15 protein-coding genes are annotated in these 17,671 nt (G+C 39.3%); 6 read left to right on the top strand and 9 right to left on the bottom strand.

Features of this window, described 5'->3' with window-relative positions; translation table 11 throughout:
• Positions 1-104: 104 nt before the first annotated feature.
• The gene (locus tag M2135_RS02355) at positions 105-788 is read left to right on the top strand and encodes a response regulator transcription factor (RefSeq protein ID WP_280746973.1); all 684 of its coding nucleotides are present in this window, start codon (positions 105-107) and stop codon (positions 786-788) included.
• The gene (locus M2135_RS02350) at positions 785-1,690 is read left to right on the top strand and encodes a HAMP domain-containing sensor histidine kinase (RefSeq protein ID WP_280746972.1); all 906 of its coding nucleotides are present in this window, start codon (positions 785-787) and stop codon (positions 1,688-1,690) included. Before M2135_RS02355 ends, M2135_RS02350 begins: the two co-directional genes overlap by 4 nt.
• 16 nt (positions 1,691-1,706) lie before the next feature.
• Here the strand turns inward: M2135_RS02350 and trpA are convergent, their stop codons facing one another.
• From trpA to trpB, 7 genes are all read right to left on the bottom strand, one after another.
• Positions 1,707-2,477 carry a tryptophan synthase subunit alpha gene (gene trpA, locus M2135_RS02345; RefSeq protein WP_280746971.1) on the bottom strand — a complete coding sequence of 257 codons (771 nt, stop codon included), beginning with the start codon at positions 2,475-2,477 and terminating at the stop codon, positions 1,707-1,709.
• A gap of 2 nt (positions 2,478-2,479) precedes the next feature.
• Positions 2,480-3,115 carry a phosphoribosylanthranilate isomerase gene (locus M2135_RS02340; protein ID WP_280746970.1) on the bottom strand — a complete coding sequence of 212 codons (636 nt, stop codon included), beginning with the start codon at positions 3,113-3,115 and terminating at the stop codon, positions 2,480-2,482.
• Complete coding sequence (gene trpC, locus M2135_RS02335; protein ID WP_280746969.1) at positions 3,112-3,921, bottom strand: indole-3-glycerol phosphate synthase TrpC; 810 nt, start codon at positions 3,919-3,921, stop codon at positions 3,112-3,114. The genes M2135_RS02340 and trpC overlap by 4 nt, the downstream gene beginning before the upstream one ends.
• A 12-nt stretch (positions 3,922-3,933) precedes the next feature.
• Positions 3,934-4,929, bottom strand: coding sequence for an anthranilate phosphoribosyltransferase (trpD, locus tag M2135_RS02330; protein WP_280746968.1), 996 nt, complete (start codon positions 4,927-4,929; stop codon positions 3,934-3,936).
• A 70-nt stretch (positions 4,930-4,999) separates the two neighbouring features.
• Positions 5,000-5,566 carry an aminodeoxychorismate/anthranilate synthase component II gene (locus tag M2135_RS02325; RefSeq protein ID WP_280746967.1) on the bottom strand — a complete coding sequence of 189 codons (567 nt, stop codon included), beginning with the start codon at positions 5,564-5,566 and terminating at the stop codon, positions 5,000-5,002.
• 4 nt (positions 5,567-5,570) lie between these two features.
• Positions 5,571-7,022: an anthranilate synthase component I family protein gene (locus M2135_RS02320; protein ID WP_280746966.1), complete on the bottom strand. Its 1,452-nt coding sequence runs from the start codon at positions 7,020-7,022 to the stop codon at positions 5,571-5,573.
• A 22-nt stretch (positions 7,023-7,044) separates the two neighbouring features.
• Positions 7,045-8,247 (bottom strand): tryptophan synthase subunit beta, encoded by a 1,203-nt coding sequence (gene trpB, locus M2135_RS02315; RefSeq protein WP_280746965.1) that lies wholly within the window; start codon positions 8,245-8,247, stop codon positions 7,045-7,047.
• A 406-nt stretch (positions 8,248-8,653) separates the two neighbouring features.
• On the opposite strand from trpB, the gene M2135_RS02310 reads away from it, so the two are divergent.
• The 4 genes from M2135_RS02310 to M2135_RS02295 all read left to right on the top strand — a co-directional run bounded on the left by M2135_RS02310 (position 8,654) and on the right by M2135_RS02295 (position 15,359).
• The gene (locus tag M2135_RS02310) at positions 8,654-10,525 is read left to right on the top strand and encodes a hypothetical protein (protein WP_280746964.1); all 1,872 of its coding nucleotides are present in this window, start codon (positions 8,654-8,656) and stop codon (positions 10,523-10,525) included.
• Between the two features lie 328 nt (positions 10,526-10,853).
• A complete protein-coding gene (locus M2135_RS02305) occupies positions 10,854-11,531 on the top strand; it encodes a response regulator transcription factor (RefSeq protein ID WP_280746963.1) in 678 nt (225 codons plus the stop codon).
• Positions 11,528-12,622, top strand: coding sequence for a HAMP domain-containing sensor histidine kinase (locus tag M2135_RS02300; protein WP_280746962.1), 1,095 nt, complete (start codon positions 11,528-11,530; stop codon positions 12,620-12,622). Before M2135_RS02305 ends, M2135_RS02300 begins: the two co-directional genes overlap by 4 nt.
• A 280-nt stretch (positions 12,623-12,902) precedes the next feature.
• Positions 12,903-15,359 (top strand): TonB-dependent receptor, encoded by a 2,457-nt coding sequence (locus M2135_RS02295; RefSeq protein ID WP_280746961.1) that lies wholly within the window; start codon positions 12,903-12,905, stop codon positions 15,357-15,359.
• 109 nt (positions 15,360-15,468) lie between these two features.
• Here the strand turns inward: M2135_RS02295 and M2135_RS02290 are convergent, their stop codons facing one another.
• Positions 15,469-16,155 carry an energy transducer TonB gene (locus tag M2135_RS02290; protein WP_280746960.1) on the bottom strand — a complete coding sequence of 229 codons (687 nt, stop codon included), beginning with the start codon at positions 16,153-16,155 and terminating at the stop codon, positions 15,469-15,471.
• Between the two features lie 283 nt (positions 16,156-16,438).
• Positions 16,439-17,407, bottom strand: coding sequence for a hypothetical protein (locus M2135_RS02285; RefSeq protein ID WP_280746959.1), 969 nt, complete (start codon positions 17,405-17,407; stop codon positions 16,439-16,441).
• Positions 17,408-17,671: the final 264 nt, after the last annotated feature.

Here is a 17,671-nt window from a genome sequence, read left to right as displayed (position 1 = left end):
GCAAATATAAAACAAACAAATCAATGAATGGGTATGTTTAAAAGAGTTGTCGGACAGACTCAATTAATTGTTTTATATTTGTCGTCAGACTGATTATTCCTAATATGGCAAAAATACTATTGGTTGAAGACGAAAAAAATATCGCTTCTTTCATCGAAAGAGGATTAAGCGAATTTGCCCATGAGGTCGTAGTGGCTTATGATGGTGAAGAAGGTTGGGAGAGACTTCAGAAAGAATCGTTCCAATTGTTGATACTGGATGTTATTATGCCTAAGATGGATGGTCTGCAACTCTGTCGGTCTTACCGTGAACGGTTTGGTTTTCAATCTCCTGTGCTTATGCTGACTGCCTTGGGTACAACGGATGATATTGTGAAAGGACTAGATGCTGGAGCAGATGATTATCTGGTAAAACCGTTCTCTTTTAGTGAATTGCAGGCGAGAATTAATGCACTGCTTCGACGACGGGGAGTGGATCCGCAGCCGCAGCCGGTATTATTGACCTGTGGCAATTTATCGCTTGACCCGGATACTCGCCGTGCGATGCGTAACGGAAAGGCGATTCATCTGACAATCCGTGAATATCGACTATTGGAATATCTGGTTAAAAATCAGGGAACAGCACTTAGCCGTGAAGATATTATCGCTCATGTATGGGATAAAGAACCCGACAGGAATATGAATGTGGTGGATGTGTATGTGAACTATCTGCGCGGTAAGATAGATAAAGGTTTTAAACCTAAACTGATCTGTACGGTAACAGGAGTCGGATATATGATTGAAGCATGAAACCTGTTCATAAAATAACACTGATATATACGGCTATAACAGCAGGAATAGGATTCTTTGTTGCCTTACTGCTCTATTTGATACTCCTTGTGTGGATGAACCGTTCTGTCGGAGAGTTAGGGGAGGGTACCGAGTTATTCACTATTTGTCATCAGTTACGACTGTTTTTTGCCTTTTCTTTGTTGGCGATGGTCGTTACTTTTACCGTTATTGCTTTTTTTACGGGTAAAGGATATGCCCAACGGATGATCGACCGTATTGATACGGCGTATCATAGTGAGAAGACGTTTATCAGTAGTGCTTCACATGAACTGAATAATCCTTTGACGGCTATCCAGGGTGAATGTGAGATTACCTTGTTGAAAGAACGTTCTCCTTCTGAGTATCAGGCGGCACTTCACCGGATTGCTTCGGAGACAAAGCGTATTATTCAACTTATGAAACATTTATTGTTTTTGTCGCAGGATGATAAGGAGATACTGAGTAATACGATAGAACCGATCTTCTTGGCTGAATTTTTAATGCAATTTCTGGATCGAAGGGTTACTTTTGCCCCGGATACCTTCTCTTTGGTGATCAGTGCAAATCCGCAATTACTGAAAATAGCTATTCAAAACATATTGAGTAATGCTGTTAAATATTCGGGGGATAAACAGGTCGAAATGCGTTTGCGAGGGGGGATATTGGAGATCAAAGATCAGGGTATAGGTATTCCTCCGGAAGAGTTGGAACATATTTATCAACCTTTTTTCAGGGCAAGCAATACCCGTGAATATGTTGGTCACGGAGTCGGGTTAAGTCTGGCTATACGTATTCTGAATACCTATGGTGCAAAAGTCACGATTGCTTCCGAAAAAGATAAAGGAACAGTCGTCTCTATCGATTTTTTGTATAACCGATAGAGACGACAGTCTTTTCTTATTTCAGACTATCCACTAATTTGTTAATCGCTACCTCTGGTGAAGTTTCGCTTTTTAATAGTTGAATGAATTTACTACCGATAATGGCACCGGAGGAGTTGGACTGAGCAACATCGAATGTCGCTTTGTTGCTGATGCCGAAACCTACCAGCCGTGGGTTTTTAAGGTTCATCTGATTGATTCTGCGGAAGTACTCCTGTTTTTGTTCATCGAAGCTTTTTTGTGTGCCTGTTGTTGCGGCACTCGAGACCATGTATATGAAACCGTTTGTATTTTCATCGATCAGGCGGATACGTTCTTCGGATGTTTCGGGAGTAATCAGCATGATCATTTTCAGCTTATAACGATCGGCTGTTTCTTTATAATCAATAATGTAATCACCATAGGGGAGATCGGGAATAATGACTCCGTCTATACCGCAACTGACACAATCCCGACAAAACGACTCAAATCCATATTGCATGATTGGATTTAAGTAACCCATTAAAACAACCGGGATCGTTATTTCAGGCCGTATATTTTTAAGTTGTTCGAAGAGGCGTTTTAATGACATTCCATTTCGGAGAGCCTGTGTGGCAGCTTCCTGAATCACAGGTCCGTCGGCCATCGGGTCGGAAAAAGGAATACCGACTTCCACTATATCGATTCCTTTATCCTGCAATCCTTTAAGGATAGGCATAGTATCATTCAGTTGAGGATAACCGGCCGTGAAATAGACGGAGAAAATACCGTTCTTTTTCGTCTGGAATAAATGTGTAATGCGATTCATAACTATTTGACTTTTATTTTTTTCAGAAATGTATGTAATAGCGAACTGTTTTTTAATCCGGGTTCGATCTCGAAACCACTGTTTAAATCTATTCCGGCAAATTGAGGGTGATGGAACTGACGGATAGCTTCAGCACTATCCGGAGTTATTCCTCCGCTCAGGATAAAGGGTGTTTTTCCTGTATAGGCGGATAAGACCGACCAGTCGAATTGTTTTCCTGATCCACCGTATTGTTCACATTGGGTGTCGAAAAGGAAATAATCGACGTATCCTTCGTATGGAAGTGTCGCTTGCATATCATTGATGGAAGCGATTGGAGATGTTTTGATCAGCGAAATGCCTCTGTTGTAGAGCGTTTGGCAGATCTCCGGTGATTCATTTCCATGCAATTGCAGATAATCCAGTTTATACTTATCGGCCATCTCTATCATTTGCTCAACTGTCGCATCGACAAATACACCTACTTTCCTGAAATTACTCTTTTCCTGTGTCAGTTGAAAGAATGATTGACCATCCTCTTTACTGAGTGCATAACGTGGTGATTGGGGATAGAAAATAAACCCCATCCAGTTAATCCCTAATTGCGCAACCTGTAATATGTTTTCAGGATCACGCATACCGCAAACTTTAATAATCATATGAGTTCTTTTATAAATTTGTTTAATGTACGACCGGGATTTTCGGTCTTCATAAAGGTCTCTCCAATCAGAAATCCGCGAAATCCAATATCTCTTAACTGAAGTACGCTTTCGGTCTTTGATATGCCGCTTTCGGCCACCAATAAAGGAGAGTGATCGTTTTTGCCGACTTCGTATTTTATTTTTTCAACAAGCCGGAAAGCGTTTTGAATATCAGTATGGAAAGTTCCTAAATGGCGGTTGTTGACACCCAACATATCAATATGCGGATTGAGATAGGCCAACTCTTTCTCGTGATGGATCTCCAAAAGCACTTCGAGTTGTAGGCTATGTGCCGTTTCGGCCAATATACGACATTCCTCCTTTGTAAGACAGGCCGCGATCAATAAAATAGCATCTGCTCCCATCACACGCGCCTGAAAAAGTTGATAGGTGTCGATAATGAAGTCTTTCCGCAATAGTGGGATATCAACCAAACGACGTGCTTTTTGCAGGTCGCTCAACGAACCGCCGAAAAAATCGGCATCAGTCAGTATCGAACAGGCCGAAGCCCCTTTTTTTTCATAAGCCGGTAAAATGGTCGTGACATCCGCATCGGGATATAACCATCCTTTTGAAGGACTTTTTCGTTTGAATTCGGCAATGATGCCTGAAGGAGATGTAGCCAAAGCGGTCTTCATCGAAAACGTATTTCTCTCCAACCGGTCACTACCTAATGCCAGAAGGGTTTGAAGATTGACGGCTTGCTTTTGCCGTTCTACCTCTTTCCGTTTATGAATAATGATGTCTTGTAATATATCTTTCATACCAATAATGACTTATGCATTTAACGCCAGAAATCGATTGAATATTGTAAGTGTTCTTCCGCTTTCCAGAGAGATGCGTGCCTCATCAATACATTCATCGATCTGTTTGTCGGGACAGATGACCTGAATGGCGAATGCCGCATTGACAATTACACAATCTTTTTGTGCTTTGGTCGCTGTATTGTGAAGCACTTTATCGAATATCTGTGCTGCTTTTTTCGGAGTAGATCCGCCATCCAGATCAGCCTCTGTACACCTGTCGAATCCCAGCATTTCAGGGGTGTATAGTTTCTCTTTTTCCGGCATCGCAACTTTAAAATCTGCCGTCAGTGATATCTCATCGAAACCGTCCAGGCTATGTACGACCGCGAATCGTGTACCACTTTCCTGATACGTATAATTATACAGGCGTAATAACGGTAGGTTATAGACACCTAGCAGTTGATAAGCCGGTATAACCGGATTAACCAATGGCCCCAGCATATTGAAAAAACTACGTACCCCGAGGTTTTTACGTACAGAGGCAACAGCCTTTAAAGCCGGATTAAACAGAGGAGCATGTAGGTAAGCGATATGACATTCGTCCATCGATTGTTGAAGTTGCCCGATGTTGTCGGTGAACTTAACACCATGTTGTTCCATCACATTGCTGGCTCCGCTGACGGAGGTGGCTCCGTAATTACCGTGCTTGACTACGTTATACCCTGCACCTGCGACAGTAAAACAAGCAGCAGTGCTGATATTGAATGTATTTTTCCCATCTCCCCCTGTTCCGACAATGTCGATCGGGTGATAACCGGAGAGGTCTACCGGAATACGCATTTCGAGCAGAGCGTCGCGAAAACCCGCCAGTTCTTCGACAGAAATACTTCGCATCAGAAAGACAGTAATAAGACTGGCTATTTGTGATTCATTATATTGACCGGAGGCGATGTTTTGGAGAATACGTCTTGCCTCTTCACGCCCAAGGTACTGATGTTCGAATAATCGATATAAAATCTGTTTCATTTTTTGAATATTCTATTTTCTATTTAACGACTAAGTATAATAGTGGTGTAACTGATCACTGTTCTGATTATTAGTTTTTGATCCAGTTCTCAATCATTTTTTTGCCGTTAGGGGTAAGGATGGATTCGGGGTGAAACTGGATACCACGCACGTCATAATTGCGGTGTCGTAATGCCATAATCTGCTTGTCTTGCATATCTTCGGCAATGATTTCCAATTCATCCGGAAAATGATCTTTTGAAACCACCCATGAGTGGTAACGGCCGGCGCGGAAAATAGGCTGCATCTCCTCAAACAACGGATCTTTTACAACGACACGGATATCCGAACATTCGCCATGGTGAACCTCCTTCAGATTGATAAGTGTGGCTCCAAAAGCTTCTCCGATAGCTTGTTCGCCAAGGCATACGCCCAGTATACTTTTTGTCGGTGCATATTCTTTAATAAGCGGAAGAAGCATACCAGCTTCCTGAGGAATACCCGGACCGGGTGAGAGGAGGATTTTATCAAAGCGAACAACATCCTCCAATCGGATTTTGTCGTTGCGATGAACTTCGACGTCAGCTTTCATCTCTTTTAATATATGCAGTAAATTGTAGGTAAAAGAGTCGTAATTATCCAGTAGTAATATGTTCATCGGATTAATTTTTTAATGTTGCTGCCAGATTAATGGCTTTTTTTAATGCACCAAGTTTACTGTTGACTTCCTGTAGTTCACGTTCATCATTGCTTTTGGCAACAATGCCTGCCCCCGCCTGATAATAGAGTACATTTCCCCGGCTGACAAAACTGCGTATGGTGATCGCTTGGTTCAGGTCTCCGTTTAATCCGATAAACCCGATACATCCCCCGTATGCACCCCGGTTCTGTTTCTCGATTTCTGTGATTAACTGCATCGCTTTTACTTTCGGCGCACCGCTTAATGTACCGGCAGGAAAAGTATCGATATAGGTCTTTATCGGATTACTCTCGGTATTAATCTCACCACTGACACGTGAGACAAGGTGAATGACATGGCTATAGTATTGTACTTCTTTATAGAAGTCTACATGTACATCATGTGTATTCCGACTCAGATCATTACGTGCCAGATCGACCAGCATAACGTGCTCCGCATTTTCTTTCGGGTCATTTAATAAAGCTTCAGTACGTTGTTTGTCCAATATGGTATTGCCTGTTCGGAATGCTGTTCCGGCAATCGGATCGATACTGGCATGGCCGTTAACTACTTTACAGTGTGTTTCGGGCGATGATCCGAATATCCTAAAACCGCCGAAATCAAAATAAAAGAGGTAAGGAGAAGGATTGATACTTCGTAATGCCCGGTATACTTTAAAGTCATCCCCTTTAAACGTTTGTTCGAACCGACGGCTCAGAACGATCTGAAAAACGTCTCCACGCAGACAGTGTTGAACCCCTTTACGTACCATTTCCTTATACGTTTCATCAGTAATTGTGGAAGATTCTTCTCCCAACGGTTCAAAATTGTAAGACGCATAATTCCGGTTTTCAATCAATGTTTCTATTTCGTGTAATCGGCTTTCTTCTCCCTCTTGCAAGAGTTCGACTAATACAAGTTCGTTTTTGAAATGATTGAATACAAGGATATATTTATAAAAGATATAACATATATCCGGTGCATCATTCTCTTTTTGGTGGATTTCCATGACCGGAATCTGTTCAAAATAGCGTACAGCGTCGAATGCAGTATATCCGAATAAACCGCACACCTCTTTATGTTCTCCTTCTACATAGAAACTCTCAAGAAAATCATTCATGCTATCCGCAACCCCATATGTTTCTGTAATAGGTGTAATCTTATGACTTCCATCAGGATAAGTTAATGTCGCTTCACTGTTGTTAATGGCTATACTGGCCAATGGACAAAGCGCAATAAAGGAAAGACTATTCTCATCCCCATGATAGTCGGCACTCTCCAGAAGCGCTGATTCCGGATAAATATCCCGTACTTTAAGATAGATACTGACCGGAGTATGCAAATCGCCCAGAATACATTTACTATGCGTAGTAAACGTAAATTGACAATGCTCTGTGGACTCCAGATACTTATTCCTTGTTAAAAATAAACTCATATATATCTGTTTTTTTTAATTCTCAATTCTCAATTAGATATTGACATTTATATTGTTCAATATAAGTGTCAATATCTTTGTCTCCCCGACCAGAGACCGTTAATACCACAATATCTTCCGGATTGAACCTGAGTTTGGGCAGAGTACCCAAGGCGTGCGCACTCTCAAGTGCCGGTATGATTCCTTCGAGTTGCGTCAGTTCATAAGCCGCTTTTAAAGCTTCGTCATCATCAACAGAAAGTATTTGAGCACGTTGGGTGACATACAAGTTAGCATGTATCGGTCCGATGCCCGGATAATCCAATCCGGCAGAGATGGAGTAGGGTTCTTCGATCTGTCCGTCTTCGTTTTGCATCACCAGTGTCCGTGCTCCGTGAATAATCCCTTCTTTCCCTAGTTGAATAGTGGCGGCGCTCCTTCCCGAATGAATACCTTTCCCTCCGGCTTCACCGAGAATAATTTTAACCCGTTCGTCGTCTACAAAATGATAGATGGTTCCGGCTGCATTACTTCCTCCACCTACACAGGCAATCAAATAGTCGGGATATGCCCTTCCTTCGGTTTCCTGCAGCTGCTTTTTAATCTCTTCACTAATGACCGACTGCAACCGTGCCACCATATCGGGATAGGGATGCGGCCCTACTACCGAGCCGATGATATAAAACGTATCTTGCGGATGACAACACCAGTCGCGTATAGCTTCATTGGTTGCATCTTTCAATGTCATATTGCCGGAGGTGACAGGTCGCACTTCAGCTCCCAGCATTTTCATTTTTTGCACATTGAGGTATTGACGTTCGATATCGGTTTTTCCCATGTAAACGATACATTTCATGTTCATCAATGCACAGACTGTAGCTGTTGCTACGCCATGCTGGCCGGCACCTGTTTCGGCAATGATACGTGTTTTACCCATTTGACGAGCCAGCAGAATCTGACCGATGGTGTTATTGATTTTATGTGCTCCCGTATGATTCAGATCTTCACGTTTCAGATAGATTTTACATCCGTATTTATGACTTAAACGTTTGGCCGGATAAAGCGGAGAGGGACGACCGACATAATCACGCAATAATTGTTCGAACTCTCTCTTAAAATCTTCACTTTCCAACACTTTTAAGTAGGTGTTTTTTAGATTCTCTACACAACGATGCAGTATTTCCGGAACATAGGTTCCGCCAAATTCACCGTAGTAACCGTTTTCGTTGACTTGATACGTTTTCATCTGTTTGATTTTATTTGTTTGTTGTTGAATGATGCCGAAAAAAAAAGAGGCCTGCCGCAAGTGCGACAGACCTCTTTAATATCTTTGTATTTCTATATGATTAGCTTATACACATGAGTCTTCGTTCCTTACGACTTTTGAGTTGTAGGGAGCGCCACCACCAATATGCATTTGCTAAAAATGTTTGCATGACTTTTGTTATTTCGACAGCAAATATAAGGTTAATTTGACAAAATGCAAATATATCTGCGTTTTTTTGTTCTTTATTGAAGATGGATATAAGCCGTTTATTTTTGTGTAGGCCATAAAATTTAAAGGATATATGTGAATATTTTCATTAAATCGTTATATACTTGCAGAAGCTAAAGTACGATGTTCATTAGTATAAACTATAAAAGAAAGACGTATGAAAAAAACACTATTAACTATCCTTGCCGGGTTATTGATGGCTACTACAGCTTTTTCCGGTAATTATAAAAGTTTCAAAGTCTCCGTCTACACCCGTGCTTATGAGGTGGAGAAGATGAAAGATCTTCATTGGCTGGATTCTACGTGGACAATCATTTCAAATCAGTTAAAAGTCGATAAAATCTACCTGGAAACTCATCGTGATCTACTTATAGTTCCCAGTGAGACGCTGGAACAAGCCAAAAAATATTTCCAGGACAAAGGGATCGAAGTTGGAGGGGGTATCACTTATACAATCAATGAATCCAACAGTTTTGAGACTTTCTGCTATTCCGATCCTGAACACCGTAAAATTGTGCAGGAGATTGCCGAACATACCGCAAGGCATTTCGATGACTTCATCCTTGATGATTTCTTTTTCACCAGCTGTAAGTCGGATATTGAAATCAAAGCCAAAGGCAATCAAAGCTGGAGTGATTACCGCATCAAACTGATGACTCAGGCAGGTCAGGATTTGGTGATCAAACCTTCCAAAAAGATCAATCCCAACGTGAAGATCATCATCAAATACCCTAACTGGTACGATCATTTTCAAGGGTTGGGATTTAACCTGGATACAGGCCCGAAAATCTTCGACGGGATATGGAGCGGTACTGAGACACGTGATCCGTCGACAGCCCAACATTTACAAAACTACCTGAGTTATAATATAGTCCGTTACTTTGACAACTTGCGTCCCGGGTTCAACCTTGGAGGGTGGGTCGATTCGGGAGGTTCTAATATGGGGATGGATCGTTATGCGGAACAACTTTGGCTCTCTATGTTTGCCAAGGCTCCCGAGATCGCATTGTTTGCTTATAACCAATTGATAGGTGTCCAGTTACGTCCGGAAGTACATCGAACTCCATGGCAGGGACAAGGCACCAGTTTTGACTATGATGAGATGATGAAACCCATCACACTAAGTCATGGACAGACGGTATTACCCACCACCATGGCTCGTGTTGCCGGTGTTGCGTTGGAATCGGTTGATCAGTTTGTACATAAATTGGGACAGCCGATCGGTATCAAGTCATATAAACCTTACCATTCTTCCGGTGATGATTTTCTACAGAACTATCTGGGAATGATCGGTCTTCCGATGGATATGGTTCCGGAGTTTCCTACGGATCAGCAAGTCGTACTACTGACCGAACAAGCGAAGTTTGATCCCAACATCATGGATAAGATCAAGCAGCAGCTGCAGAAAGGGGGAGATGTCGTTGTGACCAGTAGCCTGGTCAAAGCAATCCCAGAGAAAATAGCTGATATCGCTGAGATACGGGTAACCGATTTGAAGGCGATTGTGAACGATTACGGTCAGGCGGGAACAAGTAAGGATATTTTAATTCCACAGGTTCGTTATTATACCAATGATGCCTGGGAGGTGGTCAGTGCCGGCCGTCCGCTGAGTAAAGGAGTGAGCGGTTTCCCGATGCTTCTCAGAGCCGGCTATTCGAAAGGAAACCTGTATGTGATGACGATTCCGGATGATTTCGGAAATCTGTACGATCTGCCTCAAACAGTGTTGAATAGTTTCCGTCAGACGTTAAGCAAAGATCTGGATGTACGTATTGAAGCACCATCGAAAGTAGGACTCTTCCTGTATGATAATCATACATTTATTGTTGAAAACTTTTTGGATGAAGCTGTGACTATTCAAATCGTGACGCATGAAGATATTACAGTATTGAAAGATATGTTAACCGGAGCCGTGTTGGAAAAACTACCGCAAGTGACTCCGGTGAACCGAAGGAGACAACCGGAGAAAGTAAACAGATTCCGGTTAACCCTTATGCCGCATTCCTATAAGGTGTTTGAAAAGAAGTAAAAAAAACTTTATGATGATTTGTCAGCAAGATTTGCGACATTAATTCATTTGATAACTATAAAACGATCGTTTGACAATTGTCGAACGATCGTTCTACATTTATGGGATGATCATTTGACAATTGTCAAATGAATTTCTGTTTACGGTAAACCACTTTTTTACTCGCTTGTAAGAGCGCAAGAGAAAACGCACATTTTTTCATAAACTACATTGATTTGAACGGTTTATTCAGAATATCTACCAAATTCTGCATTATTTTTGTGGAGTAAATCTTTTGTTGTTATTCGCATTTAAAAGTATTGAGTATTCACAATCAAAGGAATATGATATGAAAATTCTGATCATTGAAGACGAACGGAAATTATCTGAAAATATAAAGAAATATCTTTCGGATGAAAGCTATGTTTGCGAATGCGCTTTTACATACCAAGAAGCGATTGAAAAAATATCTTTCTATGAATATGATTGTATTCTGTTGGATCTGATGTTGGCAGGGGAGGATGGATTAGGAGTTCTGGAAGAGCTGAAAAGGCAAAATAAGCAGGAAAGTGTGATTATCATTTCGGCCAAAGGTTCTCTCGAAGACAAATTGAAAGGATTGCAGATTGGGGCGGATGATTACTTGCCCAAACCATTTCATCTGTCGGAGTTGAGTATGCGTATTTATGCTTTGTTGCGAAGAAGAAAATTTGAGAGTAATAATTTGATTCAGGCTGGAATAATTTCGATTGATCTGTTGTCGAAAACAGTTACAGTTGATGGAAAAGGAATTGTTTTGACGCGCACGGAATACGATCTTTTATTATTCCTGATTGGTAATAAAAACAGGGTGATTTCTAAAGCTGCTTTGGCTGAACACCTAAACGGAGACATGGCAGATATGTTGGATAATCACGATTTTGTATATGCTCATGTCAAGAATTTGAAAAGTAAATTAACAGAGGCCGGATGTCCTAATTACATTAAAAATGTATATGGTGTTGGTTATAAATGGGAAGCCGTATGAAAAAGAAAATGAAAAGTCTTTTACAAAAAATTATGTTGCCGTTTATCGGAGCTACTTTTTTAATTATGCTTATATCTGCCCCGGTCTTTTTTATAGTGGCTGAAGATGCCTATAAAGACAGGTTTACCTATATGGTTAAAAAGTATAATATAGAATTGACGAAAAGAGATCGGTGGTTATTCCAAGGTGATGAAGATATAGCGCAGGGAATGGCTTTGCAATATGGCCTTATCTTATTGATTATGATGATATATATGATTTTTACCTTGCGTTATCTTTCCAAACGTTTGTGGAAGTCCTTTGATGAAACATTAAATCTTGTTGAAGATTTTTCTTTAGAACAAGGTGAATCCCCTCAATTTCCTGAAACAGATACGATTGAATTCGCTCGATTGAATACTGCTGTCCAACGGATGATGAATAATAGCTTGGTTGCTTATAAGACGCAGAAAGAGTTTACAGAGAATGCTTCTCATGAACTTCAGACTCCTTTGGCCATTATCCAGAGTCAATTAGATATGTTGATTCAACATCCGGACTTGACAGAAGAACAATCCGAACTTGTTTCCTCTCTTTATCAGACGGCCAGTCATCTGACCCGGTTGAATAAAAACTTACTTTTGTTAGCTAAAATAGAGAATAGGCAATATGGACAGGATGAAGATATTAATCTGGGCGAACTATTAGAAGAACTGTTGCCGTCGTTTACTAGTCTGATTGATGATGATCAATTCTCTTTTGAAACAGCTATTAATAAAGGAGTAGTCGTAAAAGTCAATCGCATTTTGGTGACCAGTTTATTTCTTAATTTGATTTCGAATGCGGTACACTATAATAAACCAGGTGAAATAATCCGTTTGGAATTAACCGATCATGCGTTTTCAATAACGAATGTGGGTAATAACAGTTCATTAGATAAAAAGGTTATTTTTAATCGTTTTAATAAGCATCCCGGACAATCAAAAGGACATGGTTTAGGCTTGGCAATTGTGTATGAGATTTGTCGTTATCATGGTTGGGGTATCGATTATCAGTACGAAGATGAAAAACATAAATTTATTGTTTCGGGTTTTATAATATCTCAAAAATAATTATCATATAATCGTTTCGTTAACAATAATATTTTATTCTATTATTGTTCCTGTTTCCCTTTTAGACTGTAACTATGTATTTTGCTCATCTCATCTGATTTGAGTCAGTTTCTTATGAACTAAACTGAAAAAAAATAAGAATAAGGCCTAAACTGAATATATTGATAAATTCAAAATCTATTCAAAATTCATTCCAAATTTCTTCAAATTCATCTCATAATTTTGTTTTCATAAAATTGATAAATAAACTAATTGTATAATATCAAAAAAACAGAAAATTATGAGGACATTAATTATGTGTATTTTATTGTTGATTCCAACGCTTATAATGGCTAATATAGGCACATTAAAAGGAAGGATAATAGATGCAAAATCGAAGAAAGGTATGGAATATGTGAATATAGCCATTCAGGATGCGGATACGAAAGAATTTTTGACAGGTGGAGTAACAGACGAAATGGGTGATTTTTATATAGGAAATCTGAAGGAAGGTACTTTTATTGTTAAGATAACGACAATTGGCTATACTCCAATCGAAAAAATATTTTCTTTATCAGCCGGACAAACAACCTTTGATTTGACTTCAATACCTTTATCGGAAGATACTCAATTGCTGGATGAAGTGGAGATTGTCGGACAACGTTCGCAAATGCGATTTGAGATAGATAAGCGAATATTTAATGTGGATCAAAGTATTGCTACGGCAGGAGGTACGGCAAGTGATGTCTTAGGAAATGTTCCATCGGTAGAAGTTGATACGGAAGGTGAAATTTCTTTACGAGGAAATTCGAGTGTTACCGTATGGATAAATGGTCGTGCATCCGGACTGACTGCCGATAACCGTGCACAAATATTGCGTCAGTTGCCCGCCGAATCCATAGAGCAGATCGAAGTTATAACTAATCCTTCTGCAAAATATAATCCTGAAGGTACTGCCGGAATTATTAATATCGTATTGAAACAAAATAAATCAATTGGTTACTATGGAAGTGTTCAAACAGGTGTCGATACTCGTGGAGGCTATCATGTTAGTGGAAATCTCAATTATAGTTCAGGAAATTGGGACACTTATCTGAATTTGAGTTATAGAGAGGAAAGAGATAAAGGTAAAGGTTATACATACAGAGATAACCTTGATGAAAATGGAAACGTGGTCTCTTTTATAAATCAGGATAATGAAGATAAAGACAGGGAATCTTCATATACAGGACGTGCAGGGGTGACATACAATTTTACTCCTCAAAATAGCTTAAGTCTTAATTTTTTCGGAGCAATTGATAAAGAAACAGAGCATACAGAAATGAGATATTTAAGTAACATGCCAAATTCATTTATATCCAGTCTTCGTACTTCCGAAGCAGAAGAGAAGATGAAAATGGGAAATATTGAACTGAATTATCAACATGAATTTAATGAAAACAGTAATCTTGAAGTTGTCATTGCACGTCAGATAGAGAGAGGAACTTTAGATAATAGTTTTAATCAATCTTATATTTTTCTTGAAAACAAGCAAACAGGCTCGTATCAGTTTCAACAAAGTAAAGAACCAGAGAAATCGTGGGAATTACAGGTTGATTATGTCAATAAATTCGGAGATAATAATAAACTGGAAGTTGGATATAAAGGCGATTTAACTTCGGAAAAAAGTTCTGATAAAGCTTTTTCAGGTGCGTCTCAGGAAACATCGATATTTAATGAATTATTATATAACAATTTTCGTTATGATCAGGATGTTCATGCATTTTATACGACATACAGTAAGCGGATTAATAACTTTGGTTTTCAGGTCGGTTTGCGTGGAGAATATACCAATACACGTATAAAAAGTTTAGGGTATAATCAGAATCCGGCAGATGTTCAACCTTTTAAGGATGATTATTTTAGCCTTTATCCAAGTGCTTTTATCTCGTATACATTACCCCAAAATAATGAATTGCAGTTGAATTATACTCGTCGTGTATCACGGCCTCATGGCGGACAGTTGAATCCGTTTATAGATATTACCGATTCGATGAATATTTCGTATGGAAATCCTTATCTGACTCCTCAATATTCAAATGCCGTCGAATTGAATTATATCAAAAATTGGGCAGATCACACATTGTCGGTATCTCTTTATTATCGCAATACAAATGATGTTATCCAACGAATAAATTACCGTGAAGATAATATTATGAAAGGGACATATGAAAATGTGGCTAAAACCGAAGCTACAGGTTTTGAGCTTATAATGAAGAATAATTTATTCCGTATATTGGATTTAACAACGAGTGTCAATCTGTATTATAATAAATTGGGAGGTTTTTCTTATGTGCCTTCGGGTGTGTCGCAACCTGTCTATGGAGAATCTGATAGTGATTTTTCATGGGATGGACGAATTGTAGCTAATGCGATATTACCATATGATATGTCTATACAAGCTACAGGTCGTTATAATTCAGGCCGTATAGTTGCTCAAGGAAAAATGGATGCTATGGGCACACTTGATTTGGGTATCCGCAAGTCGTTTCTGGATAAAAAATTGAGTTTGACTGTCACAGCCCATGATATCTTTAATACGCGGAAATGGGCCGGAGCAACAATAGGGAACGGTTTCCGACAAGCTACAATGCGATCGAAAACCGGTCAGATATTTGGATTTACACTAACTTATTCTTTTGGAAATCTGAACAAAGGAAAGAAAGTATCAAATGGTGGAGATATTATTCAGGAAAGAAGTGGAGTTGAAACTTTCTGATAGATCTTAGAAGCTGTTTTGAATTATCTTACGCCAACTGATGTGATATTTAATCTCAGTCGGCGTAAGATTTTACTAATTAATGTCTATTTCTATAGATTTTGATAATCTATTGCAATCTGAAAGTGATCGGTACCGTATATTTCACCCGTACAGGCTTTCCTCTTTGTTTGCCCGGTTTCCACTTGGGCATCATACTGATCACTCGGAGCGCTTCTTTATCTAAGGCAGGATCTATACTACGTGCGATTTCTGCATCGACAATACTCCCATCGGTATTGACCACAAAGGAGCAGGTGACTCGTCCCTGAATACCGTTTTCCTGTGCAACTACCGGATATTTAATTGATTTGCTGATGAAGCTTAATAGCTGGCCATCCCCTCCGGGAAATTCAGGCATCTCTTCAACCAGTATAAAAACAGTAGATGGATCTTCCACTTCCACATCTGTTGGCACAGAAGGAATATAGGGCTCGACAGGATTATTCGGATAATCTTCTGTCGTTACAATAGGGCCTTCGGGCACTTCGACATCATCTTTTACGACATTAATCACATCCGTCACAACAGCCACTTGCAGTGGAGGAGGGGGTGGTTGAGGTGGTTCGGGCTTGGTGTATGGAATTTCATCAACCCATTCGATTCCTCCGTTACGATCTGTTACAAATGCCTGGACTTCTGGGGTACCCCATTCAAAGCCAACGAACATAAGTGCAACAGCTACGACAACTCCGATTAATAGATTCAACGTTCTGCTTTTTTCTAAATTGGCTTTTGCCGATTTTTTTGCTTCCATAATAATTTCTTTTACTCAGTTTATAAATCAACTTTAAGAAAATTCTCAGCAGTTCGGATATCCTTGCTTTATTAGTATGATGTCGGCAAAAAACGGAATTCCATAAAAAAATAATTATTAAACGTTTTTTTTGTTTTTTTTGTTCATCCAAAATGTATGCAAAGGTGTGTGTCGGTATTTGATTACAATTTGTGAGTTTTAATAACATGTTTCTACTCATGTGTTGTTACGTAATTGAAGCGCATATAGTTAGTGGTCGAATGATATGGTGGATTCTTCTCCTTTATAATGTATTGAGAATCATACGTTGCTCTTCAAAAAACAGAATTCGCTCTTTCTCTCCGGTACCGGAGATCAGCGTAGAATATCTTTTTAGTGATTTGATCCAGTTTTTGATTTTTTCAAGGCTTAATTTGTCTTCGGAAGCAGACATATAAAAAATGAAAGAAGATAACATACTGACCTGTTTGCTTTCCGATAGGATATAGGCATAAGTCACATCAATATGTGCATCTGATATATAGAGTTCAAATTTATGACCTGTATCATCGTAAGTCCCTTTTGCTGCCAGCTGTTCAAGATCGTTCAAAAATTGATAAAGTTCTTTTTTAAGCGAATCAATTTCTTCATCAGCAATTAATCTGATGCTTTTCGCAAATTGAATATCACGAACTAATGTAGTGATTATCTGTCGATCCCAAATATAAAAAGTGCTGGAAATATTATGAAATAAGGTGTTAAAGGAATGGCGAAACTCAACCATTTTTTGTGGTTCTTCGATTTTTTCGAAAGAGGTCGTGGTTGATGCGTTTTCTGCGTGATGAGTATGCTTGAGTAAAAAAAAGCGGGATAAAACTTTATAAGGTAAAAAGAGAGAAAAAGGAATCCCTGATAGAGCGACTCCAAGTTCAGAATGAGGTTGAGCCGTTATATTTTCCAGAAAATGAATCGCTTTTTCTATGTGGTATCCGCTTGCCACTTGAGAAGGCGAGTGTTCAGGTAACAACATGATCATATTTTTCTGTGGCTTGGCATTTGTATTCAGTATAAGATCATCAATGGAAATATTCAGTTTTTCCGCGATGAGAACAGCTTCCCTGAGTGAAAATTGCACATCTCCTCTGATTCTCCTGTATGCGGTTTCCTTTTCGATGCAGAGCGTATCGGCAATGAACTCGGCTAATTTTGATTTTTTGGCTATTTTTTGTTCCAACTCCCGCACAAAGGCATGGTGGATGGTCGTATTATTCATAGTTGTCCTTTTTTATTTATAGTTAAACGCGTTGAATTAAACCTGTTTTTGGTTCTTTTTTATATACCTGGATCTCCTTTTCGGAACAATTTTCCTTTAAATGGAAAAACAGGACGAAAATAGACACAAAAATTGGAAAAAAATAGGAATCGAGTCATATTTATCATGATATATATAAATATATTTGGGCATAGTAAAATCAAAATGAGAAACGATAGAACCCGAAAGTGATCGTTGTGACATTATGTATGCATAACTTATTCG

The organism is Parabacteroides sp. PF5-9, assembly GCF_029893105.1.
Classification (GTDB): Bacteria; Bacteroidota; Bacteroidia; order Bacteroidales; family Tannerellaceae; genus JARXWG01.
This window is presented reverse-complemented; position numbering and strand designations above follow the sequence as displayed.